Source organism: Pseudomonas sp. 910_21 (assembly GCF_052850735.1).
Genome location: NZ_VXCY01000009.1, coordinates 70,538 through 93,529, shown reverse-complemented (window position 1 = coordinate 93,529; position 22,992 = coordinate 70,538). Strand labels below are relative to the sequence as shown.

General features: G+C 65.8%; 18 protein-coding genes and 1 pseudogene. 6 read left to right on the top strand and 13 right to left on the bottom strand.

Annotation, left to right across the window (positions count from 1 at the left end):
* Nucleotides 1-16: 16 nt before the first annotated feature.
* The 4 genes from FW796_RS25370 to FW796_RS25355 form a co-directional block, all read right to left on the bottom strand.
* A complete protein-coding gene (locus tag FW796_RS25370) occupies nt 17-1,258 on the bottom strand; it encodes a thiolase family protein (protein ID WP_346635533.1) in 1,242 nt (413 codons plus the stop codon).
* The gene (locus tag FW796_RS25365) at nt 1,255-3,138 is read right to left on the bottom strand and encodes a feruloyl-CoA synthase (protein ID WP_446440248.1); all 1,884 of its coding nucleotides are present in this window, start codon (nt 3,136-3,138) and stop codon (nt 1,255-1,257) included. Before FW796_RS25365 ends, FW796_RS25370 begins: the two co-directional genes overlap by 4 nt.
* Before the next feature lie 147 nt (nt 3,139-3,285).
* Nucleotides 3,286-4,734: an aldehyde dehydrogenase gene (locus tag FW796_RS25360; protein WP_446440247.1), complete on the bottom strand. Its 1,449-nt coding sequence runs from the start codon at nt 4,732-4,734 to the stop codon at nt 3,286-3,288.
* Nucleotides 4,735-4,839: 105 nt separating this feature from the next.
* Nucleotides 4,840-5,670 (bottom strand): p-hydroxycinnamoyl CoA hydratase/lyase, encoded by an 831-nt coding sequence (locus tag FW796_RS25355; RefSeq protein ID WP_346635536.1) that lies wholly within the window; start codon nt 5,668-5,670, stop codon nt 4,840-4,842.
* 207 nt (nt 5,671-5,877) lie between these two features.
* On the opposite strand from FW796_RS25355, the gene FW796_RS25350 reads away from it, so the two are divergent.
* A complete protein-coding gene (locus tag FW796_RS25350) occupies nt 5,878-6,366 on the top strand; it encodes a MarR family winged helix-turn-helix transcriptional regulator (protein ID WP_015635949.1) in 489 nt (162 codons plus the stop codon).
* Between the two features lie 54 nt (nt 6,367-6,420).
* Here FW796_RS25350 and FW796_RS25345 read toward each other — a convergent pair whose 3' ends face one another.
* Complete coding sequence (locus tag FW796_RS25345) at nt 6,421-7,743, bottom strand: OprD family porin (protein ID WP_446440246.1); 1,323 nt, start codon at nt 7,741-7,743, stop codon at nt 6,421-6,423.
* Between the two features lie 332 nt (nt 7,744-8,075).
* On the opposite strand from FW796_RS25345, the gene mhpT reads away from it, so the two are divergent.
* Nucleotides 8,076-9,287 (top strand): 3-(3-hydroxy-phenyl)propionate transporter MhpT, encoded by a 1,212-nt coding sequence (mhpT, locus tag FW796_RS25340; protein WP_446440245.1) that lies wholly within the window; start codon nt 8,076-8,078, stop codon nt 9,285-9,287.
* An 82-nt stretch (nt 9,288-9,369) separates the two neighbouring features.
* On the opposite strand, the gene FW796_RS25335 is transcribed toward mhpT, so the two are convergent.
* From FW796_RS25335 to FW796_RS25310, 6 genes and pseudogenes are all read right to left on the bottom strand, one after another.
* Nucleotides 9,370-11,769 carry a TonB-dependent siderophore receptor gene (locus FW796_RS25335; protein ID WP_446440244.1) on the bottom strand — a complete coding sequence of 800 codons (2,400 nt, stop codon included), beginning with the start codon at nt 11,767-11,769 and terminating at the stop codon, nt 9,370-9,372.
* Between the two features lie 66 nt (nt 11,770-11,835).
* Nucleotides 11,836-12,783, bottom strand: coding sequence for a FecR domain-containing protein (locus FW796_RS25330; RefSeq protein WP_446440243.1), 948 nt, complete (start codon nt 12,781-12,783; stop codon nt 11,836-11,838).
* Entirely contained in the window at nt 12,780-13,289 is a 510-nt protein-coding gene (locus FW796_RS25325) for a sigma-70 family RNA polymerase sigma factor (protein WP_346635540.1), read from the bottom strand. Before FW796_RS25325 ends, FW796_RS25330 begins: the two co-directional genes overlap by 4 nt.
* Before the next feature lie 184 nt (nt 13,290-13,473).
* Nucleotides 13,474-13,581 (bottom strand): annotated as a pseudogene (locus FW796_RS25320) (hypothetical protein); the annotation flags it as partial.
* A gap of 16 nt (nt 13,582-13,597) precedes the next feature.
* Nucleotides 13,598-14,605, bottom strand: a complete 1,008-nt coding sequence (locus FW796_RS25315; RefSeq protein ID WP_404937109.1) for a zinc-dependent alcohol dehydrogenase family protein — start codon at nt 14,603-14,605, stop codon at nt 13,598-13,600.
* A 152-nt stretch (nt 14,606-14,757) separates the two neighbouring features.
* Nucleotides 14,758-15,711, bottom strand: coding sequence for a bifunctional helix-turn-helix transcriptional regulator/GNAT family N-acetyltransferase (locus FW796_RS25310; RefSeq protein ID WP_446440242.1), 954 nt, complete (start codon nt 15,709-15,711; stop codon nt 14,758-14,760).
* Between the two features lie 168 nt (nt 15,712-15,879).
* Between FW796_RS25310 and FW796_RS25305 the strand changes: the two genes are divergently transcribed.
* The 4 genes from FW796_RS25305 (at nt 15,880) to FW796_RS25290 (ending at nt 21,000) form a co-directional block, all read left to right on the top strand.
* Nucleotides 15,880-16,389 (top strand): sigma-70 family RNA polymerase sigma factor, encoded by a 510-nt coding sequence (locus FW796_RS25305; RefSeq protein WP_446440241.1) that lies wholly within the window; start codon nt 15,880-15,882, stop codon nt 16,387-16,389.
* A complete protein-coding gene (locus FW796_RS25300; protein WP_446440240.1) occupies nt 16,386-17,366 on the top strand; it encodes a DUF4880 domain-containing protein in 981 nt (326 codons plus the stop codon). The genes FW796_RS25305 and FW796_RS25300 overlap by 4 nt, the downstream gene beginning before the upstream one ends.
* 105 nt (nt 17,367-17,471) lie before the next feature.
* Nucleotides 17,472-19,892, top strand: a complete 2,421-nt coding sequence (locus tag FW796_RS25295) for a TonB-dependent siderophore receptor (protein ID WP_337152848.1) — start codon at nt 17,472-17,474, stop codon at nt 19,890-19,892.
* A gap of 166 nt (nt 19,893-20,058) precedes the next feature.
* Complete coding sequence (locus FW796_RS25290; RefSeq protein ID WP_346635544.1) at nt 20,059-21,000, top strand: alpha/beta hydrolase; 942 nt, start codon at nt 20,059-20,061, stop codon at nt 20,998-21,000.
* A 239-nt stretch (nt 21,001-21,239) separates the two neighbouring features.
* On the opposite strand, the gene FW796_RS25285 is transcribed toward FW796_RS25290, so the two are convergent.
* Entirely contained in the window at nt 21,240-22,664 is a 1,425-nt protein-coding gene (locus FW796_RS25285; RefSeq protein WP_346635545.1) for an isochorismate synthase, read from the bottom strand.
* On the bottom strand, nt 22,657-22,980 hold the full coding sequence (locus FW796_RS25280; protein ID WP_185073334.1) for an isochorismate lyase: 324 nt from the start codon (nt 22,978-22,980) through the stop codon (nt 22,657-22,659). The genes FW796_RS25285 and FW796_RS25280 overlap by 8 nt, the downstream gene beginning before the upstream one ends.
* Nucleotides 22,981-22,992 lie beyond the last annotated feature (12 nt).

The window sequence follows — 22,992 nt, the reverse complement described above, 5'->3', positions numbered from 1 at the left end:
GGCGGGCCGGTCGGACTCAGCCGCGCCAGGCCGGGTTTTCGATCAACAGCGCCATGCCCTGGCCACCACCCACGCAGGCGGCGGCGATCCCGTAGCGCAGGTTGTGCTCGCGCAGTTGCCGGGCCAGGGTCAGCACCAGGCGCAGGCCACTGGCGGCCAGGGGATGACCCAGGGCCAGGGAGCCGCCCTGGGCATTCAGGCGATCTCTGTCCAGCTCCAGCTCCCGGGCCACGGCCAGCACCTGGGCGGCCTGAGCCTCGTTGATTTCAAGGCGACCGATCTGCTTGAGGCTCAGGCCACTGCGCTGCAGGAGCAGGCGGATCGCCGGGGCCGGGCCGATGCCCATGCACTCCGGCGCCACCCCGACCACCGCACTGGCCAGCAACAGCGCCAGGGGTGGCGTGCTGCAGGCCGATGCCCGCCCGACCAGGGCCGCCGCCGCGCCATCGACCACCGCGCAACTGTTGCCGGCGGTCTGCACCCCGCCCTCGTGGATCGTCCGCAGTCGCGCCAGGGCAGAAAGCTCACTGGGGCGCGGATGACTGTCCTGGCTGACTGCCTCGACACCCCGTGGCAGGCGAATGCCGCGCGCTTGATAGCCGTCGAGCTCGAAGGCCTGCTGGCTCACGGCGACGATTTCCGGCGCGAACCAGCCCGCCTGCTGGGCCGCCAGGGCCCGCTGATGGCTGGCGCAGGCATAGCCGTCCACGGCTTCGCGGGTCAGCCCATAACGCCGCGCCAGGTTGTCGGCGGTGGCGATCATGTCCAGCCCCGGCGCCGGGTCGTACAGTGCCTCCCATAAAAAGTCCTTGAACTGCACCGCCGCCCCCAGGCGGAAGCCGCCGCGATGGGTGTAGGCGGCAATCGGGTTGCGCGACATCGATTCACTGGCCACGCACAACGCCAGTTGCACCTCGCCCCGCACCTGCTCGGCTGCCTGGCGCAGCAGCTCGAAACCGGTGGCGCAGATGCGCTGCACCCCCAGGGCCGGCACCGCTTGCCCGACACCGCTGTACAGGCCGATGTGCCGAGGCAGCAGGTAGGCGTCGAAACTGGCCTGGGCCATGGAACCGGCCAGCACGCTGTCCACCGCCCGGGCATCGATGCCGGCGCGCAACAGTACCTCGCGCCCGACCTTGATCCCCAGATCGATCGGCGAGATCTCCGCCAGGTCCCCGCCAAGGTCGACCCAGGGCGTGCGCAACGCCTCAAGGATCGCCACATCGGCAAACCCGCTGTACTGCCCGGCGCCGTTCATAGCTTGGGCTCGGCGCGCAGGATCGACGGCTCGCGGCCGCGATACAGGTCCTCGACCTGTTCGGCACGCCACTGCAACACCGCGCGCTGGTTGATCGAGCCCTTGTCGGTGATTTCCCCGCGGTCGATGGACGCCGGCTCTACCTGTAGGGCGATCCACTCCAGGCGGCTGGCATTGCCGCTGGCCTCGCGATTCAGGCGCTGCAACCAGTCGCTGAACCACTGGCGCACCGGCGCGCTGGCCAGCACCTGGGCATCGCTGGCCTCGGCGCCCAGCGCCGCCAGCCGCCGGCATTCATACAGGCGCGGGAACACCAGGGCCCCCAGGCACTCGCGATCGGGTGCCGCCACCACCAGGTCCTGGACATAGGGCGAGCCTTCGAGCACCGCGCGATTGCGCAGCGGGCCGACGCTGACAAAGACCCCGGACGACAACTTGAAATCCTCGGCGATGCGCCCGTCGAACATCAGCCCCAACTGCGGGTCGTGGGGGTCGGCGAGCTTGAGCGCATCCCCCGAGCAGTAGAAGCCCTGGGCGTCGAACACCTCGGCGGTCTGCTGCGCCGCGCGCCAGTAGCCGGGCATGATGTGCGGCCCGCGAAAACGCCCTTCGAGCTTGCCGTCCACCGGCACCAGGCGCACTTCGCAACCCGGCGCCGGCAGGCCGATGTAACCGGCCATCGACAGCGGCCCGGTGGTGAAGGTGCAAGACGGCGCGGCCTCGGTCATGCCGAGCCCGGCCATCATGCGGATACGTTCGCCGCAATGCTGCTCGGCAACCCGGTCGAGACGGTCCCAGACACTTTGCGAAAGCCCGGCGGCGGCGAAGAAGAACAGGCTCATGCGCTTGAAAAAACACTCGCGCAGCTCGGCATCCTGCTCCAGGGCATTGACCAGCTCCTCCCAGCCCTTGGGCACGGTCAGGTAGGCGGTGGGCGAAATCTCCTTGAGGTTGCGCAAGGTTTCGGCAAAGCCCTGGGCCGTGGGCTTGCCATCGTCCAGATAAAAACTGCCGCCGTTGTAGAGCACGATGCCGACGTTATGGCTGCCACCGAAGGTGTGGTTCCAGGGCAGCCAGTCCACCAGCACCGGCGGCTCTTCACCGAACACCGGAAAAGTCTGCAACAGCATCTGCTGGTTGGCGCAGAGCATGCGCTGGGTGGTGATCACCGCCTTGGGCAGCTTGGTCGAGCCCGAAGTGAAGAGAAACTTGGCGATGCTGTCGGGGCCGGTGGCGGCAAAGGCCGCATCGGCCTCGGCACCACCGGGCTCGGCCAGCAGGCTGGCGAAGCTCGCCTGGCGCCGCCCCGGCACCTGGCCACGCACGCAGATCAGCGGCGTCTCGGGCGGCAGCACCGCGTCGATGGCCCGCTGGTAAGCGCCAGCATCGCTGACAAACACCAGCCCCGGCTGCAACAGGTCGCAGACATGGCGCAGCTTGGCAAAGTCCTGGGACAGCAGCGAATAGGCCGGCGACACCGGACAATAGGGAATCCCGGCGTACATCGCGCCCAGGGCCAGTTGCAGGTGTTCGATGTCATTGCCCGAGAGCAGCGCCAGCGGCTTGTCGGCCGACAACCCGTAGCCGAGCAGGCCCTGGGCGATGGCGCGCACGCTGTCGAGCATCTGCCCATAGCTGACCCGGCGCCAGTCGCCGCCGGCCTCGCGGGCGGCAATGAAGGTCTGCTCGGGACGCACCCGGGCCCAGTGCAACAGACGATCGAGCAAGCGCTGCGGCAAGGGCGCCAGGGGTTCCAGGGAACGCATATGCAACACGCCCTGCTCTTCACTGACGGCAACCGCCGGCCGGCCAATGGACACCTGACGGTAACGCGGCGGTTCGGCCACGGGTGGGGATGGCGCTCTGAATTGGCAACTCACGTACATGTCCTCCATCAAGGCACGCCTGCGCCGCGCACGCAGGGCGACAGCTGGCAAGCGTGGCAGCCGGTGGCTGCGGCCTTGTTATTGTTATGCCTGGCCGGCACACGGGCCGCGTGCTCAAGGCACCGCGCCCGTGGCGACGGATCAGATCGGGTAGTGCCGCGGGCCGTTCTGCAAGGTGACCCAGCGCAATTGGGTGAAGTGCTCGATCGAGGCCTTGCCGCCAAAACTGCCGTAGCCGCTGGACTTGACGCCGCCAAACGGCATCTGCGCCTCGTCATGCACGGTGGGCCCGTTGATATGGCAGATGCCCGACTCGACCCGTTGCGCCAGGGCCAGGGCACGCCCGGTGTCGCGGCTGAAAATCGCCGCCGACAGGCCGAACTCGGAATCGTTGGCCAGGCGCAACAGTTCTTCATCACCGCTGCCGCGCAGTACTACCGCCACCGGGCCGAAGGACTCTTCGCGGTACAGGCGCATGGCGTCGGTGACGCCGTCGAGCAGGGTCGGCTGCAGAATGCTGCCGTCCAGTTGCCCGCCGACCACCCGCCGCGCGCCCTGCTCCAGGGCGTCGTCGATCAGCGCCTTGATGCGTGTCCCGGCGCTGGCATCCACCAGCGAGCCGAGCACCGAATCTGCGGCCGCCGGATCGCCGGCGCACAGGCTCTCGACCTTGGCCGCCAGCTTGGCGACGAAGGCATCGGCCACCTTGGCATCGACGATCAGGCGCTCGGTGGACATGCAGATCTGCCCCTGGTTGAAGTAGGCGCCAAACGCCGCGGCCGCGACAGCCGCATCCAGGTCGGCATCGTCCAGCACCAGCAGCGGCGCCTTGCCCCCCAGCTCCAGCAGGGCCGGCTTGAGGTGGCGCGCCGCAAGCTCGCCGACAATCCGCCCAACATGGGTCGAACCGGTGAAGTTGACCCGGCGCACCGCCGGGTTGGCGATCAGCCGCTCGACAATCGCCGCGGCATCGGCCGGGGCATTGCTGATGACGTTGACCACGCCATCGCCCAGGCCGGCGTCCTGCAGCACCTGGCCGATCAGGCGATGAGCCGCCGGGCTCAGTTCGGAAGCCTTGAGCACCACGCTGTTGCCACAGGCCAGGGGCATGGCAATGGCCCGGGTGGCGAGAATCACCGGGGCGTTCCACGGGGCAATGCCCAGCACCACGCCGCAGGGTTGGCGCAGGGCCATGGCGAAGCTGCCGGGGACATCCGAGGGAATGACTTCGCCGTTGATCTGGGTGGTCATCGACGCTGCTTCACGCAGCATGTTGGCCGCCAGGCGGACGTTGAAGCCGTACCAGTTGGCCATGGCCCCGGTCTCGCCAGCGGCGGCAATGAATTCGCCGCTGCGGGCCTGCAATTGCTCGGCGGCCCTGAGCAGACGGCTGCGGCGTTCGTTGGGGGCCAGGGCCGCCCAGGCGGGGAATGCGGCCTGGGCCGCGGCCACGGCGGCGTCGGCATCGTCCAGGGTCGCGGCGGCCACGCGCGATACCACAGCGCCGGTCACCGGGTTGCGGCGTTCGAAGGTTCGACCGTCGCCGGCGGGGCGCGACTGGCCACCGATCAGCAGGGGCACGTCCAGCATGGTGATTCCTCTTGTTATCTTTGTCGGGAATACAGCGCAGCGGTGTAACAGTAATGCCAGGGGCATGGCGAACAGCGGGATGCGCCCGCCGTTCGCCGGCCGGGCTCAGCGTTTATACGCCTGCAGGCCGGGCTTGATGCTCTTGTCGTCGAGGAACTGCTTCATGCCCTGCTCGCGTCCGCCTTCGGTATCCAGCAGGCGCGACTGATCGAGCTTGGCGTACAGGTAGTCTTCGTTCTGCTCCCAGGTCAGCTCGCGGCAACGCTTGAAGCCATGCTTGGCGGCACGCAGCACCACCGGGTTTTTCTCCAACAGATTGCGCGCCAGCTCGATCGTGACTTCACGCAGTTGCGCCAGGGGCACGCTGTCGTTGACCAGGCCCATTTCTGCGGCTTTCTGCCCGCCAAAGGTCTTGCCGGTCATGATGTAGTACAGCGACTGGCGATGACCGACGGTGTCGGCCATGGCCTTGCTCACCAGGTTGCCCGGCGGGATGCCCCAGTTGATTTCCGAGAGGCCGAAGGTCGCCTCATCGGCGCAGATCGCCAGGTCGCAGGCAACCAGCGGGCTGAAGCCGCCACCAAAGCACCAGCCGTTGACCATGGCAATGGTCGGCTTGGCGTACATGCGCAGCAGTTTCCACTGCCACTGGGAGGCTTCGCGGCGGATTTTTTCCTGAAGGATCTCCGGGCCGGCATCCACCTCGCGAAAGTACTCCTTGAGGTCCATGCCGGCAGTCCAGGCTTCACCGGCGCCAGTCAGCACCAGCACGCCGGCGGCCGGGTCCTGCTCCAGGGTTTCCAGCACGTCGATCATTTCCCGGTTCAGGGTCGGGCTCATGGCGTTGCGTTTTTCCGGGCGATTGAGGATGACCCAGGCAATGCCGTCTTCGATTTCGACCTTGACCGTTGTCCAGCGACCTTCGTAGTTGCTCATGGCGATGCTCTCTTGTTCTGGCTTGAAGATGGATCGAAATTAAACCGCAAATATAGTTATGTCAATTAACCATTAATCAGATTAACCATTTTCCTTAGCCCTGGAAAAATCCTTCTGCAACGCCTGCCAACATAGGCAAACGTAGCTATCAGCGGCCGACCCCGGCAAACTGGATAGCCTTGTTAACCGACCCAGGATGTTTTTGTCATGGCCAAGCCTGCTCCCCTCGCCGACCCGCGCGAGGCCCCACCCGCCAACGCCGAGGTCCAGGCGCCGCTGGATTCGGCATTGGACGAACTGATTGGCTACGCCATGCGGCGCGCCCAGCTCAAGCTGTTCCAGAACCTGATCGGCCGGCTCTCGGCCCACGACCTGCGGCCCGCACAGTTCTCGGCCCTGGCGATCATCGACAGCAACCCGGGGCTGATGCAGGCCGATCTGGCTCGCGCCCTCGCCATCGAGCCGCCGCAAGTGGTGCCCCTGCTCAACAAACTGGAAAGCCGCGCTCTGGCGGTGCGGGTGCGCTGCAAGCCGGACAAGCGCTCTTACGGGATTTTTCTGAGCAAGACCGGCGAAACCCTGCTCAAGGAGCTCAAGCAGATCGCCGCGCAAAGCGACGTCGACGCCACCTCGGCCTTGAGCGCCGGGGAGCGCGAAGAGCTGCTGCGCCTGCTGAAGAAGGTTTACCAGGACTGAACCCAAGGTGCCGGCACAGGGCCGGCACGCTGACGCAGCAAGGCGCTTGCGGGCCTACCAGATCGGCAAGGTGTAGAGCACCAGGAAGCGGGTCTGGTTTTCATCGCGGAACGCCGCGCCCGCCGGAAAATCATTGCGATAGATCGACTTGCGCGCCACCAGCCCGAGGTTCTTCAACGGGCCGCTCTGCAGCACGTACCCCAACTCCATTTGAAACTCGCGCTCCTTGCGCTCACTGGCATTGAAGGCCGCCAGCTCGATATTGTCGCCGCGCACGTAACGCAGCCGACTCTTGAGCCCGGGCAGGCCGGAGGCGGCAAAGTCATAGTCGTAGATGGCTTGCCAGGTGCGCTCCTTGGCATTGAGAAAGTCCGAACTCATGGTCAGCTCGCTCATGCCCATCAACTCGGTGCCGGAGATGTAGGGCGTGGCCGTGTCGCCGCTGGAATACATGTAGCCCAGGCTCACCCGGTGCCCGCCGAACTTGTAGCCAAACAGCGCCGAGAGGTTGCGGTTGTCGACCCGGCCGGCCTTGGCACTGCCGTCTTCCCGGCTGAAAAAACTGCGCAGGTCGCTGCTCAGCACGCCATCGCCCAGGGGCAGGTTGTGCAGCAGGGCCAGAGTGTCCTGCTGGTAGAGGTCGGTCACCTGCGCGTGATAGGCGCGCAGGCTGAGGTCCTTGTTGACCTGGTAGTCGCCCCCCAGGTACGCCAGGTGCGAGGTGCTGGCCGTGGCATTGAAACGCCGGTTGGGCGAGGCAATGGTCATGGCCTGGTAGTCAGTGGAGTCGCGCTTGTTGATGCGGTCGATGTAGCCGGTGTTGAGGGTCAGGCCGTCGATATCCCTGGAACTCAGGGTGGTGCCGCGAAAGGTCTGCGGCAGCAGGCGCGACGGGCTGGCAAAGGCGAACGGCAGGAAGATCGAGACATCGCCGGTCTTCACCGTGGTCTGGGCAAAGCGCAGTTTGGCGGTGGGCGCCAGCCGCGAGTATTCATCGGCGGCGCGCTTGTCGCTGGCCGACACCGGCAGCAGTTCGGTGCCGCTGCGGTCCGGCGAGGAATCGAGCTTGACCCCCAGCAGCCCGCGCACATCCAGGCCGAAACCGACGCTGCCCTCGGTGAACCCCGACTCCATGTTCATGATGAAACCCTGCGCCCATTCCCGCGCGGCGGTCTTCGCCCCATCGTCCTTGTAGTCGCGATCCAGGTAGTAATTGCGCAGGGTCAGGGTGCCGTGGCTGTCATCGATAAAACCCGCCGCCCAGAGTGGGCCAGGCAACAGGCTCAAGCCCAGCAAGGCCAGAGCCAGCCGCGTGGGGCGACTGGGCACACAGGAAGCTGACGCCGCAGCAACGGCGTTGGTGGGGATATTTGGCATGTCCGATGTCCATTTTTTGTTGTTGTTTTAGGTGTCGAGCGAGGGCCTGGCAGCCGACGTCGCGGACAGAGAATGGAAACAGCCCAAGCCTTACGTCAACCACAAATGACCGATAATCGAACATTAATAATATTATCTATTTTTTAAACAAATCCTTATTGCCAGTTTATCTATCTGATTTAAATCACTTTATTCGCATTTATTGGCTGAAATTAAGGCGCTATTCATTTTTTAGTTATCTTTGTTATCTTAATCACCAGCCACCAGTACCGGCGCATTCAGGCCCGGCGTCCGGTTGGCCACCACAACAAAAACAACAATGAGGTTTGCCCATGGACAGTCCATCGCGTCGTTCGACGCTGACCATCGCTTTGTGCTTTATCGTTGCGCTGATCGAGGGGTTCGATCTGCAAGCGGCCGGCACCGCCGCTGCCGGATTGCGCCAGAGCTTCGCCCTGGACCCGAAGATGATGGGCTGGGTGTTCAGCGCCGGGATCATCGGCCTGCTGCCCGGGGCGTTCTTCGGCGGCTGGGTCGCCGACCGTATCGGGCGCAAGAAGATCCTGGTCGGCGCGGTGCTGCTGTTCGGCCTGTTCTCGCTGTGCACGGCCTACGTCGAGAGTTATTCGAGCCTGCTGCTGGTGCGTTTCATGACCGGCCTCGGCCTCGGCGCGGCGCTGCCCAACCTGATCGCCCTGTGCGCCGAAGCGGTGAGTGAACGCCGCCGGGGCACGGCCATCAGCATCATGTACTGCGGCGTGCCCCTGGGTGGCGCGCTGGCGGCAGTGGTGGCGATGTTCTCCAGCGAACATTGGCAGACCACCTTCATCATCGGCGGCCTGGCGCCGCTGCTGGTGGTGCCGCTGATGGCCGGGTTGCTGCCCGAATCCAGTGCCTTTCGCCAACACACCGCCAGCGCCGGCACCCAGCGTGCCTCCACCGCCCAGGCGCTGTTCGGCGAAGGTCGCGCGCGCACCACGCTGGCCCTGTGGCTCAGCTACTTCTTCACCCTGACCGTGATGTACATGCTGCTCAACTGGCTGCCCTCGCTGCTGCTCGAACAGGGCTTCAGCAAACCCCAGGCGGGCCTGGTGCAGATGCTGTTCAACATCGGCGGCGCCCTCGGTTCGTTGCTCGGCGGCCTGCTGCTGGACCGTTGCAACGGGCTCAAAGTGGTGCTGTTCGTGTACGCCGGGTTGCTGGCGGCGCTGGCCGGGGTCGGGCTGTCGCAGGGCATTGTGCCAATGGCCATGGCCGGGTTTGCCGCAGGGCTGTTCGTGATGGCCGCACAATTGGTGCTCTACGCGCTGGCACCGCCCTCCTACCCGACCGCAGTGCGTGCCACCGGCGTGGGCGCTGCCGTGGCCATCGGCCGCCTGGGCTCGGTGGCCGGGCCCCTGGCCGCCGGGCAGATCCTCGCCGCCGGCGCCGGCACCGCCGGGGTCCTGCTGGCCACCTCGCCAGGGCTGGTCATCGCTGCGCTGTCGATCCTCACTGTCATCGCCCGGGCCAACGCCACGCCCGAGCTCAAGCCAGCGCATTGAACCTTGCATAGGGCGGTTACCGGGTTCCCGGTAGCCGCTGCAAGAAGGTTCGACAGCGGCTGCGCAATGTTCGAGGACGGCCCTAGAACCCCACCGTGGCCGACACCAGCCAGGTGCGCGGCGTCGACAAGGTCAACCCCGCCGCGCTGTCGGACGAGGTAGCGGCCGAGGCCCAGTAGGTGGTGTTGAGCACGTTCTCGACACTGGCGCGCAGGGTGATCGGTTTTTCGCCCAGCTCGAAGGCGTAGCGCGCCCCCAGGTCATAGCGTTCCCAACCAGGGATTTTCTGCTGGTTGGCTGGGTCCAGGTATTGCGAACTGGAGTGAATCGCCCGAGCGGTAAGGGTCAGGCCGCGCAAGCTGTCGATGTCCCATTCGGCGCCAAGGTTGGCGTTGACCACCGGCGAACCGGTGCCGCGATTGCCGTCATACAGGCCCTTGCCGGTTTCGGTCTGCACACTGTCGAGCAGCATCAGCCCGCCCAGCAGGCGCACACCGTCATGGGGTTCGCCGAAGACATTCAGCTCCAGGCCCTGGTTGCGCAACTGGCCATCGGGCTTGAAGTTGTTGTTCTCGTCGTAGACATACGACGGCTGCTGGATGCGAAACAGGCTGGCGCTCATACCGAAGCTGCCCAGGTCGTACTTGGCGCCGACTTCCACCTGTTTGCTGCGGTACGGCGCGAACACTTGATTGGCATTGGTCGCCGTGGTCGGCGCGGTTTCGCCCTGGCTCAGGCCTTCCATGTAATTGCTGTACAGCGACAGGCGATCGCTGACCTTGACCACCAGGCCCAGCGCCGGGGACAGGGCCTTTTCATCATTCACCGGCTCGTCACGCACGCCGTTGCTCCAGGTGCTGACCTGGACCCGCTGCAAGCGTGCGCCCAGGGTCAGCAGCACCTGGTCCTCGGCAAAGCTCAGGGTGTCGGCCAGGGCCAGGCTGGTGAAACGGTTTTCCGTGTGGGTGCTGGTGTCGATGCGGTTGGGGCGCCCGGGCAACGGCAGCTCCACCGGCCGGTAGAGGTTGCTGACACGGCGCAGGTAGCGCTCGCCGGCGTTGTCGAAATCCATGTTGAAGCGGTTCAGACTCAGGTTCACCGTGTGCCCGATCGGCCCGGTCTGAAACCCGCTGCGCAGGCCGATGACGGCGGTCTTGACGTCTTCATCGCGACGGAAGGTACGCGGGGTCACGGTGAAGTCGCCCGCGCTGTTGGTCACCTGCACCGCATGACGCAGAAAGTCGTAGTTGCCTTTGCGCGCCCCCAGAGCGGCATACACCATCAGTGAATCGCTGAGGTCGTACTCGCCGCGCAGCGCGCCGAAGCTGTCCTTGGAATGGGCGTAGGTCCAGGACTGGGCGATGTTGTGTCGGATGTCTTCGGCCTTGGGCATTTTCGCCGTGGCCGCCACTTCGACCCGCTCGATCGGCGCGTCAGCGTGGCGCTCCTGGTGCCCCAGGTCCAGGGACAGGCGCAGCCGCTCATCACGCAGGTCGAGGCCGATGACTCCGGTTTCACGCTGGAGTTGCTGGTGGTCCCACTCGGTGTCGCCGGACTGGCGCACACCATTGAAGCGCAGGCCAAAGCGGTTGCCCTCGCCAAAACGCCGGCCGATGTCCACCGCGCCACCGGTCTGCCCGGCGGACGCGTAGTTGGCGGTGAACTCAGTCAAGGGCGTGTCCTGGGCGCGCTTGGGCTCGATGTTGATGCCGCCCCCCACACTGCCCCGGGGCGCAATGCCGCCCAGCAGCATGCCCGGCCCCTTGAGCACATCCAGGCGGCCGACCATTTCCATGTCGATGGCGTAGGTCGGCAGGATCCCGTACAGGCCGCCGTAGGACACGTCACTGTTGAACAGGCTGAAGCCGCGCACCGAGAACTGCTCGAAACGCCCGCTGGCCGGGTTGGTGGTACGGACCGAGGGGTCGCTGGCCACGGCGTCGCCGAGGGTTCGCGCCTGTTGGTTCTTCAGCGCCTCGGCGGTGTAGGACGTGAGGTTGAACGGGGTGTCCATGAAATCGCGGTCGCCGAGCAGGCCCTGGCCACCCTTGCGATCCACCTGGCCACCGGCATAGGGCTCGCCGCTGCCTGGGAGATCGCTGCCGAGAATCGAGGTGGCGGGCAGCGCCAGGCCGCCTGCCTCGGGGACCGGCGCCAAGGTGTAGGCCTGTTCGCCCACGGCGTGCAACTGCAGACCCGAACCCTGCAGCAGTCGGGCAAAGCCCTCCTGCACCGCGAACTCACCGGAAAGCCCGGGGCTGCTGCGCCCTTCGACCAGCCCCGGGTCCACCGCCAGATCGACGCCGGACAGCCCGGCAAACCGGGTCAGGGCAGCGCCCAGGCTGCCGGCCGGCACCTGGTAGCTGCGGCGGCCACCCTCCTCGGCCCAGCTCAAGGGAACCAGCAACGGGCTGGCGCTCAGGCTCAGCATCAGACTCAGACGCAACAAGGGACGCACAGCAGCAGGCATGACGCGGGGCATTGAAGAGGCTCTCTTTTTCGTTCACTTACCTGCAATGACAGGCACCTGGAAAAAAGGGGACAGCCCTCAAGCCAGTTTTTTACGCGAGCGCAGCGTGACCCAGAACCGCGTCCGCGCCTGCACCTCCAGCGGTAGGCTGGCGGCCAGCAAGGCCAGCACCCGGTCAGTGTCATCGACGCGGAAACTGCCGGTGACCCGCAGCGCCTCCAACTCCGGGTCCCAACGCAACACACCGCTGCGGTAACGACTCAACTCGCGCAAAAAATCCCCCAGTGGCTGGTCCTGGGCCATCAATACCCCTTCGCGCCAACCGGGTATCGCACTGTCGAAGACTTGCAGCAACCCGGCGCCGGAAGCCTGCAGACTAACCTGCTGTCCGCCGTGCAAAGTCAGGGCAGGCCCCTGCAAAGGCTGCACCTGCACTACGCCACTGAGCACAGACACCCGACAGCCGATGCGCTCCTGACGCACGCAGACTTCGCTCTGGCTGACCCGCACCCGGCCGAAGTCGGTGTACAGGGTCAGGGCCGAGCGGCCCGGCACTTTGAGCGCCATCTCGCCCTGCACCAGGGTCAGGCGGCGCGCCGCCAGGTCCAGGTCCACCGCCGTGGCGGTATTGAGTTGCAGGAAACTGCCGTCGGCCAGGGGCACCTGTTTGCGCTCGCCAGTGGCGGTGTACAGGTCGGCGCGCCACACCTCCAGGGGCAATTGCCGGCTCAGCCACCAGGCACTCGGCACCAGCAGTGCCACCCCCAGGCCGCGCTTGAGCAGCGCCCGACGTCCCGGTTGCGGGCGATCGAGGCTGGCCAGGGCCAGGGCCGTGGGCAGCTCGGCGAAGCGTTGGCGCAGCAGTTGGGCTTTCTGCCAGGCCTGTTCGTGGCTGGCGCAGCGCTCGCGCCATTGTTGCAGGCCCTGCTGGTCGCTCTCGCTGGCGCTGCCCGACTCCAGCAAGGCCAGCCAGCGCGCGGCGGCGCGGGCGACCTGACGCGGATCGCTGCCGGTGGACGTGGTCACAGCTCCACCAGCAGGCAGTGTTCGTAGGCTTGGGCCATGTAGCGCTTGACCGTGCGCTCACTCACCCGCAGGCGCTCGGCAATCTCGCGGTAACCCAGGCCTTCCAGCTGGCTCCAGAGAAACGCCCGGCGCACCCGATGCGGCAGGCCATCGAGCAGCTCGTCCAGCGCCTGCAGGGCTTGCAGAACGATCCAGCGCTGTTCAGGCGAGGGCACGCAGGCCTCGGGCAGGGTCGCCAAGGCGTTGAGGTAAGCCTGTTCGAGACTGCGCCGCTGATGGAAGTTGATCAGCAAGCGCTTGCCCACGGTCAGCAGATAGGCCCGTGGCTCCTGCAACTGGGCCAGGGGCTGGGTGCTGCCGAGCACACGCAGGAAGGTGTCCTGGCTCAGGTCGGCGGCATCCCAGGCGTTGCCCAGGCGTCGCCGCAGCCAGCTTTCGAGCCAACTGCGGTGATCACGGTACAGGTTGTCGAAGGTGTGCTCCGTTGGCAGTACGGCGTCATTCATGGCAAGGGCACCCGGCGTGGCACGTTAAATCAAATGAGACTCATTCTATTTAATATCGCTCGCCGACACACCTTCTTTCATTGCCTTTGCCGTAGCTGCCCCGCCCCGCTCATGCCTCATCTGCGGACTTGCCATGTTCAGACGAACGCCGCGCTGCCCCTGACAGCACGAACGCCACAACCGGCTACCACAGCGCAATATGGGAATCTGCCTGGGATTCAGTGCCGCCACAGATCACGCCGCTGACCGGGTCGCGCAGGATGATCTGGCCGCGTCCGTAGTGGGCCCGGTCGTGGGCGATCAACGCCTCAGAATGTCAGGCAGATTTTCCCCAGGTGCGCGCCCGAGGCTTCATGGGCGAAGGCCTTGGCGATCTCGGCCAGGGGGAAGGTGCTGTCGATCACTGGCCTGATGCCGGTGGCTTCCAGGCCACGGACCATCTCGATCTGCTGCTGGCGACTGCCGACGATCAAGCCCTGCAGGCGCTGCTGCTTGGCCATCAGCGCCGCCGTCGGCACCGGCCCGGCCCAACCGGTGAGCACACCGATCAGGGCGATATGACCGCCGATACGGCAAGCGGTGATGGACTGCGGCAAGGTGCCCGGCCCGCCCACTTCCACCACATGGTCGACGCCCCGGCCGCCAGTCAGTTTGAGTACTTCGTCACCCCATTCAGGCTGGGTGCGGTAGTTGATGGTGTGGTCGGCGCCCAGCTCACGAACCTTGGCCAGCTTGGCGTCCGACGAAGAGGTGGCAATCACCGTAGCACCCATGGCCTTGGCCAGTTGCAGGGCGAAGATCGACACTCCGCCGGTGCCCAGTACCAGCACGGTTTCCCCAGCCTTGAGCCCGCCGTCCACCACCAGTGCACGCCAGGCAGTGAGACCGGCAGTGGTCAGGGTCGCCGCTTCGGCGTGGCTGTAGCCCTTGGGCGCATGGGTGAACCAATGGCTGGGCTGGATCACCACTTCACGGGCATAACCGTCGACGCCGTCGCCCGGCGTGGTGCTGAAGTCGGCGATGGCCGGGCCACCGTCATGCCAGTGGGGGAAGAAACAGGAGACTACCGAATCCCCAACCTGGAACTCGCTGACACCTGCGCCCACCGCTTCCACCACCCCGGCACCGTCGGCCATGGGAATCCGTCCGTCGGCGGTGGGCAGTGCGCCAGTCACCACCGCGTAGTCGTGAAAGTTCAGGGAACAGGCATGAATACGCACACGGATCTCACCGGCACCGGGCTGGCCGGGATCCGGCTGCGCCACGGTTTTCAGGTTGTCCAGGGATGCCGGCAGGCTGAGCTTGATGGCTTGCATGGGGTGCTTCTCCACAGATCGGTAATGTCTTCAAGACCGACGCTCAAGGCGTCGGCACAACCAGGGGGCTCACCCTAACACCGATGCCGACTCTCTGTTGCCACCGGGGCGCCAACCAGCGAGCTCAAGCCAGCACCCGGCAGCCGCCTCGATCAAGCTGCGCCGGCCCGCACGAAACACTGTTCAGTCACCGCTGCACCCCACTGCTCGCCCAATTGCTCCTGCACCAGTTCAAAGCCGTATTGCTCATAGAGCGTGCGCGCCGCATCCAGGCCCTTGAAGGTCCACAAGCGGGTGGCTGTAAAACCCCACTGGTCACAGAACCCCAGGGCCTCGACCAGTAGCCGTCGGCCCAAGCCCTGGCCACGCACCGAATCATCGAGGATGAAGCAACGCAGGATCGCCTCGCCGTCCGCGCCCTCCCCGTCAATGGCGATGGAACCGACAATCCGCTCACCCTGCAGCGCCACCCAGACCTGATTGCGCGGGTTGTGCAAACGTCCCATCAGCTCAGCCATGTCCGCTGCCACCAGGCTTTCAAAGGCCTGGCCGAAACCGGCGCGGGCGGCGTAGTAGCAGGCATGCATTTCGGTAATGCGGCCAATCACCCCCGGCCTATAGCCACGAGCGATGGACCAGCACGCGGGCGGCTCGGGCGCCTCGCCCAGGCGCACCGCACGCAGTGCCCGGGCGTAGTCGGCGATGCCCGTCGAGGCGCAAAGCTGCTGGTCCGCGCTCAGGTGCACCAGGGCTGCGGCCACCTGGGCCTGGGCAAAACGGTCGATACCGTTCAGGGTCTGGCGTCCCTGGGCGGTGAGGTGCAGGCGCTTCGAGCGGGCATCCTGTGCATCGGCCTGTTCGCTGATCTCGCCGGCCTCCACCAGCTTGCGCACCAGACGACTGACGCTGGATTTTTCCAGCCCCAGCAGCGTCACCAGATCGCCAGCGGTCAAGGCATTGCCCTGGCCGATCTCCAGCAACGCATGCACTGCCGAGGGCGAGTAGTCGGTGGCGGCCAGGGTGCTGTGCATGAAGCCCAGCTCACGGACCATCTGCCGGGAAGCCTGGCGCAATTGCGGGATGAAACCTGCGGATGGGCTCGACATAAAGGTGACCTCGCTCGTGGAATATTTAGTTGTAACCTACAACTATATGACCGACAAGCCCGGCGTGCTCAGACCCTGGCCGGCAGCGATAAAAACTTGAGCGCTCACTAATGAGAAGCATTACCATAAACACCCTTTTCGCCCGCCTCGGTCCCGGAACCCCTATCGATGGTGCCCAACTCTTCGCTACAGCACGCCGTGGGCGAGCTCTACGTCCAGCATCACAACTGGGTGGTGCAACTGCTGCGACGCAAGCTCGGTAACCAGGACCAGGCCATGGACCTGGCACAGGACACCTTCCTGCGGATTCTGCACAGCGAACAGCTGCCGGTACTGCGTGAACCCCGGGCCTATCTGAACACCGTGGCCAGCCGGCTGTGCGGCCAGTATTTCCGCCGCCAGGCCCTGGAGCGGGCCTACCTGGAATCCCTGGCGCAGTTGGAGCCGCAACACCAGCCTTCACCAGAAACCCGCCTGCTGGTGCTCGAAGCCCTGGACGCCGTGGGTCAGGTGCTGGACGGACTGGGCCATCGGGTGCGGGAAGTGTTTCTGCTGTCCCAGCTCGAAGGCCTGACCTACCCGCAGATTGCCGAGCGCCTGCAGCTCTCGGTCAACGTGGTACAGAAAGCCATGCTCAAGGCCTACCGCCACTGCTACGCGGCGGTGTACCCGGCATGAGCGCCTTTGAGCCCATGGACGATCAGGGCGCGCTGGATCACCGGGTACTGGATCAGGCCCTGGAATGGCTGGTGCTCCTGCAGTCGGGCACCAGCAGCGTCGAGCAACAGGCCGGGTGCCTGGCCTGGCGCCGGGCCGACCCGCAACATGAACTGGCCTGGCAACGCCTGGCCGGGCTCGGCCAGGACCTGCGCGACAGCACCCGCAGCCTGCCCGCCGCTCGCACCCGGCAGTTGCTCCAGGCCCGCAGCCACCCCACGCGACGGACCTTGCTCAAGGGCGTCGTCGGCCTTGGAGTGGTGGCCGCCAGCAGTTGGAGCGTGCGTGAGCGGCTGCTGTTGCCGCAGCTGTTCAGCGACTACCACACCGCCACCGGCGAACGCCGCCAACTGCAACTGGCCATCGGCACGGCGCTGCAGTTGGACACCCGCACCACGGTGGATCTTCAGGACCGCGTGCAAGGACCGCAACTACGGCTCAACAGCGGGCGCCTGCTGCTGACCCTGGGCAACGCCGCGCCGGTGCGGATCGTCACCGCCGACGCCAGGATCAACCTGGCACCGCTGTCGCAGTTGATGGTCAGCGTCGGCTTGCCGGGACACCACGGCACCCGGGTGCAACTGCTGAGCGGCAGCGCCTCGGTCAGTCTGGCTCAGGGGCCCGGACAGGTCCTGGGCCCGCGCCAGCAGGTGGACATCGAGCAACGCATGAGCCCCATAACGCCAGTGGCCCCCGCGGCCAGCGCCTGGACCCAGGGCCTGCTGATCGCCGAACGCATGCCGTTGGGCGAGGTGATCGCCGAACTCGACCGCTATCGTCCGGGCCTGCTGCGCTGCGCCGCCGAGGTCGCCGGGCTGCGGGTATCCGGTTCGTTCTCCCTCGACCAGCCGGACGCCAGCCTCGACTTGCTGGCCCGAACCCTGCCCATTCGCATTCAGCGGGTCATGGGCTATTGGGCCTCCGTGACGGCAGCCTGATTTTTTTCCAAGACGGCGGCAGTTTTTCCAATCTCACGCATCAAGACCAGGGAAGAAGCTGGAAAACAGCTCGGCGCCAACCCTTCCCAACCCATGGACTTTCTTATGCACATCCGCCTCACGCCCCTTGCCGCGGCCCTGCGCCCGTTCCTCATCGGCCTGTCGATCGCCAGCACCAGCCTGCCGCTGCTGGCCGCCGAGGCCAACGCCGAAGTGGCCGACAGCCAGCGCCACGACTACGCAATCGCCCCAGGCAACCTGGATCAGGTACTGGGGGCTTTCGGCCAGCAATCCGGGGCCATGATCGCCGTCGATGCCAGCCTCAGCGCCGGCAAGCACAGCCCAGGCCTGAGCGGCCGCTTCGCCATCGGCGAAGGCCTGCAACGCCTGCTGGCGCCCCTGGGCCTGCAAGCGGTGGCCGAAGGTGCGGGTTATCGAGTGCTCAGGGCCGGCGGCGGCGAACGCGTGGAACTCGGAGCCACCACCGTCAGCACCAACCAGCTGGGGACCATCACCGAAGGCTCCGGCTCCTACACCCCCGGCACCATCGCCACCGCCACCCGGCTGGTGCTGACACCCCGGGAAACCCCGCAGTCGATCTCGGTGGTAACCCGCCAGGCCATGGACGATTTCGGCCTCAACTCCATCGACGACGTGATGCGCCATACCCCGGGCATCACCGTGGCCACCTACGACAGTGACCGCACCAGCTACTTCTCTCGCGGCTTTGCCATTCAGAACTTCCAGTACGACGGGATTCCGATCCTGCAGGACGCGCAGTACTCCTCGGGCCATACCCTCACCGACACGGTGATCTATGACCGCGTGGAAATCCTCAAGGGCGCCACCGGCCTGCTCACCGGTGCCGGGGGCCCCGGCGGCACCATCAACATGGTGCGCAAGAAACCCACCGCCGAATTCGCCGGACACATCGACCTGGGGGCCGGCTCCTGGGACAACTACCGCTCGCAGGTCGATGTCAGTGGCCCCCTGACCGACAGCGGCAATGTCCGCGGCCGGATGGTCGCCGCCTATCAGGACAAGAAATCCTTCCTTGACCACTACCAGCGCCAGACCAGCGTCTACTACGGCATCCTCGAGTTCGACCTGTCGCCGGACACCCTGCTGACCGTCGGCGCCGACTATCAGGACAACGACCCCAAGGGTTCCAGCTGGTCGGGCAGCAGCTCGCTGTACGACTCCAAGGGCAACGCCATCAGCACCTCGCGCTCCTACAACAACGGCGCGAGCTGGAGCCGCTGGTCGCAATACACCCGCACCGTGTTCAGCACCCTGGAGCACAGCTTCGCCAACGGCTGGGTGGCCAAGGCCCAGTACAACCACCAGATCAATGGCTACAACGCCCCCCTGGGTTCGTTGATGTCGCCCAATGCCGAGACCGGCATCGCCTCGCTGCTGACCCGCAAGTACACCGGCGAAACCGTCAGCGACAGCGGCGACCTCTACGCCACGGGCCCCTTCGACCTGCTGGGGCGCGAGCATCAGTTGGTGGTCGGGGCATCGATTTCCAACTCGCACTGGAAAGGCCGGGACTTCACCAACGCCACCAATCACAACAATTTCTACGACTACTTCAACTGGGACGGGCACAGCCCCAAGCCCGACTGGGGCAGCATGACCAAGAAGAACGACGAGACCACCCGCCAGAGTGCCGGCTACATGACCGCGCGCTTTAGCCTCAACGATGATCTTTCGTTGCTGCTGGGCAGCCGGGTCAACAACTACGAGGTCAGCGGCACCAGCCAGACCAAGGACACCGGCAAGGTCATTCCCTACGCCGGGGTGGTCTACGACCTCGATCAGAACTTCTCCGTCTATGCCAGCTACACCGAGATCTACCTGCCCCAGGACGACTACCGCGACCGCAACGACAAGGTGCTCAAGCCCGACGAAGGCACCAACTACGAGGTCGGCCTCAAGGGCGAGTTCTTCGACGGTCGCCTGAACTCCAGCCTGGCCTACTTCGAGGTGCATGAAGAAAACCGCCCGGTGGATGACCTGGCCTATAACGCCAACCCCACTACCCCCGGGCTGGACTATGCCTCCAAGGGCATCAAGTCCAAGGCCAAGGGTTATGAAGCGGAAATCTCCGGAGAGCTCGCCCCCGGCTGGCAGCTGCAGGCCGGTTACACCCACAAGATCATTCGCGACCAGAGCGGGGCCAAGGTCTCCACCTGGGAACCGGAAGATCAGGTCAACCTCTACACCAGCTACAAATTGACCGGCAGCCTCGACAAACTGACCCTGGGCAGCGGCGTCCGCTGGCAGGGCACCGGCTGGAAGATACTCAGCAACTACGGCAAGGGCACCGAGGAAAAATTCGCCCAGGACCCTTACTGGCTGGTGGACCTGATGGCCCGCTACCAGATCACCGAGAACGTCTCGGCCACCCTCAACGTCAACAACCTGTTCGACAAGAAGTACTTCACCAACATCGGCTTCTACAACTCGTCGTACTACGGCGACCCGCGTAATGTGATGCTCAGCACTCGCTGGAACTTCTAAAACCTCAGCCGCGTCGTGGCCCACTGCGTTAGCGGCTGGCCACGGCGCTGCCCCCCTCCCGTAGCATTTGCTAACCCTTGCCACTGACCACTGCGCCGAAATCCCTGCAGCCATCCCGGCACATCTGTTAAAACGCGTTTTCGACTGTTCTGTGGTGAAGCCTTCCATGTCCCCAACCCTGTCCCAGCGCCTGCGCCGTCGCTGGTTTCCCCTGCTGTGCATGGCCGCGCTGCTGGTCGGCCTGCCGGTGAGCTGCGCGGTGCTCGAACACAAGGAACGCCAACTGGTGTTTCGCATCGAGCCTGGCACGGCCGGGTGGTACCGCGGCCTGCCGAGCACGGTGCAGGAGCTCGAGCTCAAGCCGAAAAACTTCAAGCCCGGGCAGAACATCCACGCCTGGTGGTGGCCGGCGCAACGCGCCGATGCCCCGGCGATCCTCTACCTGCACGGAGTGCGCTGGAACCTTACCGGCCAGTTGTTTCGCATCGAGCAACTGCACGCCCTGGGCTACTCGGTGCTGGCCATCGACTACCGGGGTTTTGGCCAGAGCCACGGCGACCTGCCCTCGGAAACCAGCGTCTATGAAGATGCCAGAGTGGCCTGGGAGCGGCTCAAGGCGCTGCAGCCCGATGCCAGCAAACGCCTGATCTACGGTCACTCCCTGGGAGGCGCGGTGGCCATCGACCTGGCTGCCGAACTGGGGCGCAATGCCGCCGCCGACAAGTCCCCGATTGCCGCTCGCGGGCTGATTGTCGAATCCACCTTCACCACCCTGGCCGATGCCGCAGCAGCGGCGACCAAGACCTCCCTGCCGGTGCGCTGGCTGATGTCGCAGAAGTTCGACTCCATCGACAAGATCCGCGAGATCGGCATGCCCTTGCTGGTGGTCCACGGCCTCAAAGACGACTACGTGCCGCCGCGCCTGAGCCAGCAACTGTTCAAGGCCGCCCTGGAGCCGAAGAAACTGCTGCTGGTGCCCGGCGGCACCCACAACAACAGCATGAGCCTGGCGGGCAAGGACTATGGCCAGGCCATCAACGCCCTGCTGAGGGCCAAGCCCAACCACAAAGTCGCCGGCCCGCCCCCCAGCGCCGTCCCCACCAGCTGAAGCTGGCTTGTGTAGGAGCTGGCTTGCCAGCGAAGGGGCCCGCAAGAGCGCCACATTCCCTCGCTATAAACCGCGCCCACCGGCCGCTACGCGGTTCGCCGGCAAGCCGGCTCCTACAGGTGCACACCTGCTCATCCGTAGGAGCTGGCTTGCCAGCGAAGGGGCCCGCAAGAGCGCCACATTCCCTCGCCACAAACCGCGCCAACTGGCCGCTGCGCGGTTCGCCGGCAAGCCGGCTCCTACAGGGAGAGGCCGCGTTTTTCGTAGGTGCTGGCCGGTTGCGGACGCAGGGCTTCGCCGATGGTGCGCAACTTCAGGCAGGTTTCCTGATATTCGCTCAGAGGGTCCGACTCGCCGACGATGCCGCAGCCGGCAAACAGGTGCGCCTGGTTGCCGCGAATCAGCGCCGAGCGCAGGGCCACGGCAAACTCACCATCGCCCTCGGCGTTCAGCCAGCCCACCGGAGCGGCGTACCAGCCACGGTCCAGTTGTTCATGCTCGCGGATATAGCCCAGGGCCTTGGCCCGGGGCAGGCCGCCCACCGCCGGGGTCGGGTGCAGCGCGTCGACTATTTGCAGCAGGTCCACCTGGGGCCGCAGCCGCCCCAGCACCGGGGTCAGCAGGTGCTGGACGTGGGCCAGGCGGTGCAGTTGCGGCTGCGCAGGAATTTCCAGCATGGCGCAATAGGGCTGCAGCGCTTCGCGCAGGGTCTGCACCACCAGGGCGTGTTCGTGGCGATCCTTGGCGCTGTCCATCAGGCCCTGACCCAGTTCGGCGTCCTGTTGATCGTGCTGGCCGCGGGCGCAGGTGCCGGCCAGGGCCACGGTGCTCAAGGTGCCCCGGGCCACGCGCACCAGACGTTCTGGGGTGGCGCCGAGGAAGCAGCTGTCGCCTCGGCTGAAGGCAAACAGGAAGGCCTGGGGGTAGGCCGCCCTGAGGTTCTCCAGCAAGGGGCCGCAGGGAATGCTGCGCTGGGCCCGCAGGCAGACTTCCCGGGCCAGCACCACCTTGCTCAGTTCACCGGCGTTGATCCGGTCGATGGCGCCGGCGACCGTGGCCTGCCACTGCTCGGCGCCCAGGGCATCGTCGTCCTGCCGGGTGCCCGCCGGCACCTGCAGTGACGGTGCATGGGCATAGCGGGCCTGCAACAGGTTCCATTCCGCCGCAAGGCCGGCAGCGCAATGGGCCACATCGGCACCAGGCTCGATCCACAGGCTGAACAGCCAGTGTTGCTGTTCGCCTTCGCGCAACAACAGAATCCGCGGCAGCACCAGGGAGGTGGCGGCAAACGACTGCCACTGGGCGCTGCGCGGCCCCTGGGGGTCAAAGGCGAACCCGCCGCACAGATAGGCCTTGCGCGGGCCGACCTGATGGGCCTGCTCCAGTAGCTGGTGCCAGGCCTGGGTAGTGGCGGCAAAGCGCTCGGCGGCCGGCGGGCTGATTTCCTCGGTGCAGCCGAATCCCGCCAGGGCCAGAGCGCCCTGGTCGCTGGACCAGAACAGGCTCTGGCCGAACACCTGGCGGTTGGCGGCAAACAACCGCAATGGCTCCAGGCGCTCGGCGGCGAGGCTGAACACCACCAGTACCGCGCGACTATTGCGCCGAGCCTGGGCCTCGCCTTCGCGCAGGGCCTGGGTCAGCCCGGACAGGCACGACTCATTCATCGCCAACTCCTTGTTCAAGCCCGCGCTGGACGCGCCAATGGCGCACTTGCTGGGCGATGTTCCAGTGGATGATCTGGGCAAACAGCGGCACCACGAACATCGGGTCCAGGCCTGCCTGCTCGGCCCATTGCTGACGCTGCGGGAGCATCGCCGCGACCCGCTCCGGCGCGGCGATGCTGTCCTGGGTCGGTTTGAATTGCGCGGCCGCCTTGACGTAGGCCAGGCGTTGGCCGAGGGCCTGGATGATCTGCTGGTCCAGGGTGTCGATCGCCCAGCGGATGTCATCCAGGGCGCTGCATTGCTCGGGGGTTTTCATGTCGATTACTAC

What these genes read in the sequence shown, in the direction of transcription:
- FW796_RS25370 (WP_346635533.1), bottom strand. Translation starts at nt 1,258, where the DNA reads ATGAACGGCGCCGGGCAGTACAGCGGGTTTGCCGATGTGGCGATCCTT.
- FW796_RS25360 (WP_446440247.1), bottom strand. Translation starts at nt 4,734, where the DNA reads ATGCTGGACGTGCCCCTGCTGATCGGTGGCCAGTCGCGCCCCGCCGGC.
- FW796_RS25355 (WP_346635536.1), bottom strand. Translation starts at nt 5,670, where the DNA reads ATGAGCAACTACGAAGGTCGCTGGACAACGGTCAAGGTCGAAATCGAA.
- FW796_RS25350 (WP_015635949.1), top strand. Translation starts at nt 5,878, where the DNA reads ATGGCCAAGCCTGCTCCCCTCGCCGACCCGCGCGAGGCCCCACCCGCC.
- FW796_RS25345 (WP_446440246.1), bottom strand. Translation starts at nt 7,743, where the DNA reads ATGCCAAATATCCCCACCAACGCCGTTGCTGCGGCGTCAGCTTCCTGT.
- mhpT (WP_446440245.1), top strand. Translation starts at nt 8,076, where the DNA reads ATGGACAGTCCATCGCGTCGTTCGACGCTGACCATCGCTTTGTGCTTT.
- FW796_RS25335 (WP_446440244.1), bottom strand. Translation starts at nt 11,769, where the DNA reads ATGCCCCGCGTCATGCCTGCTGCTGTGCGTCCCTTGTTGCGTCTGAGT.
- FW796_RS25325 (WP_346635540.1), bottom strand. Translation starts at nt 13,289, where the DNA reads ATGAATGACGCCGTACTGCCAACGGAGCACACCTTCGACAACCTGTAC.
- FW796_RS25315 (WP_404937109.1), bottom strand. Translation starts at nt 14,605, where the DNA reads ATGCAAGCCATCAAGCTCAGCCTGCCGGCATCCCTGGACAACCTGAAA.
- FW796_RS25310 (WP_446440242.1), bottom strand. Translation starts at nt 15,711, where the DNA reads ATGTCGAGCCCATCCGCAGGTTTCATCCCGCAATTGCGCCAGGCTTCC.
- FW796_RS25305 (WP_446440241.1), top strand. Translation starts at nt 15,880, where the DNA reads ATGGTGCCCAACTCTTCGCTACAGCACGCCGTGGGCGAGCTCTACGTC.
- FW796_RS25300 (WP_446440240.1), top strand. Translation starts at nt 16,386, where the DNA reads ATGAGCGCCTTTGAGCCCATGGACGATCAGGGCGCGCTGGATCACCGG.
- FW796_RS25295 (WP_337152848.1), top strand. Translation starts at nt 17,472, where the DNA reads ATGCACATCCGCCTCACGCCCCTTGCCGCGGCCCTGCGCCCGTTCCTC.
- FW796_RS25290 (WP_346635544.1), top strand. Translation starts at nt 20,059, where the DNA reads ATGTCCCCAACCCTGTCCCAGCGCCTGCGCCGTCGCTGGTTTCCCCTG.
- FW796_RS25285 (WP_346635545.1), bottom strand. Translation starts at nt 22,664, where the DNA reads ATGAATGAGTCGTGCCTGTCCGGGCTGACCCAGGCCCTGCGCGAAGGC.
- FW796_RS25280 (WP_185073334.1), bottom strand. Translation starts at nt 22,980, where the DNA reads ATGAAAACCCCCGAGCAATGCAGCGCCCTGGATGACATCCGCTGGGCG.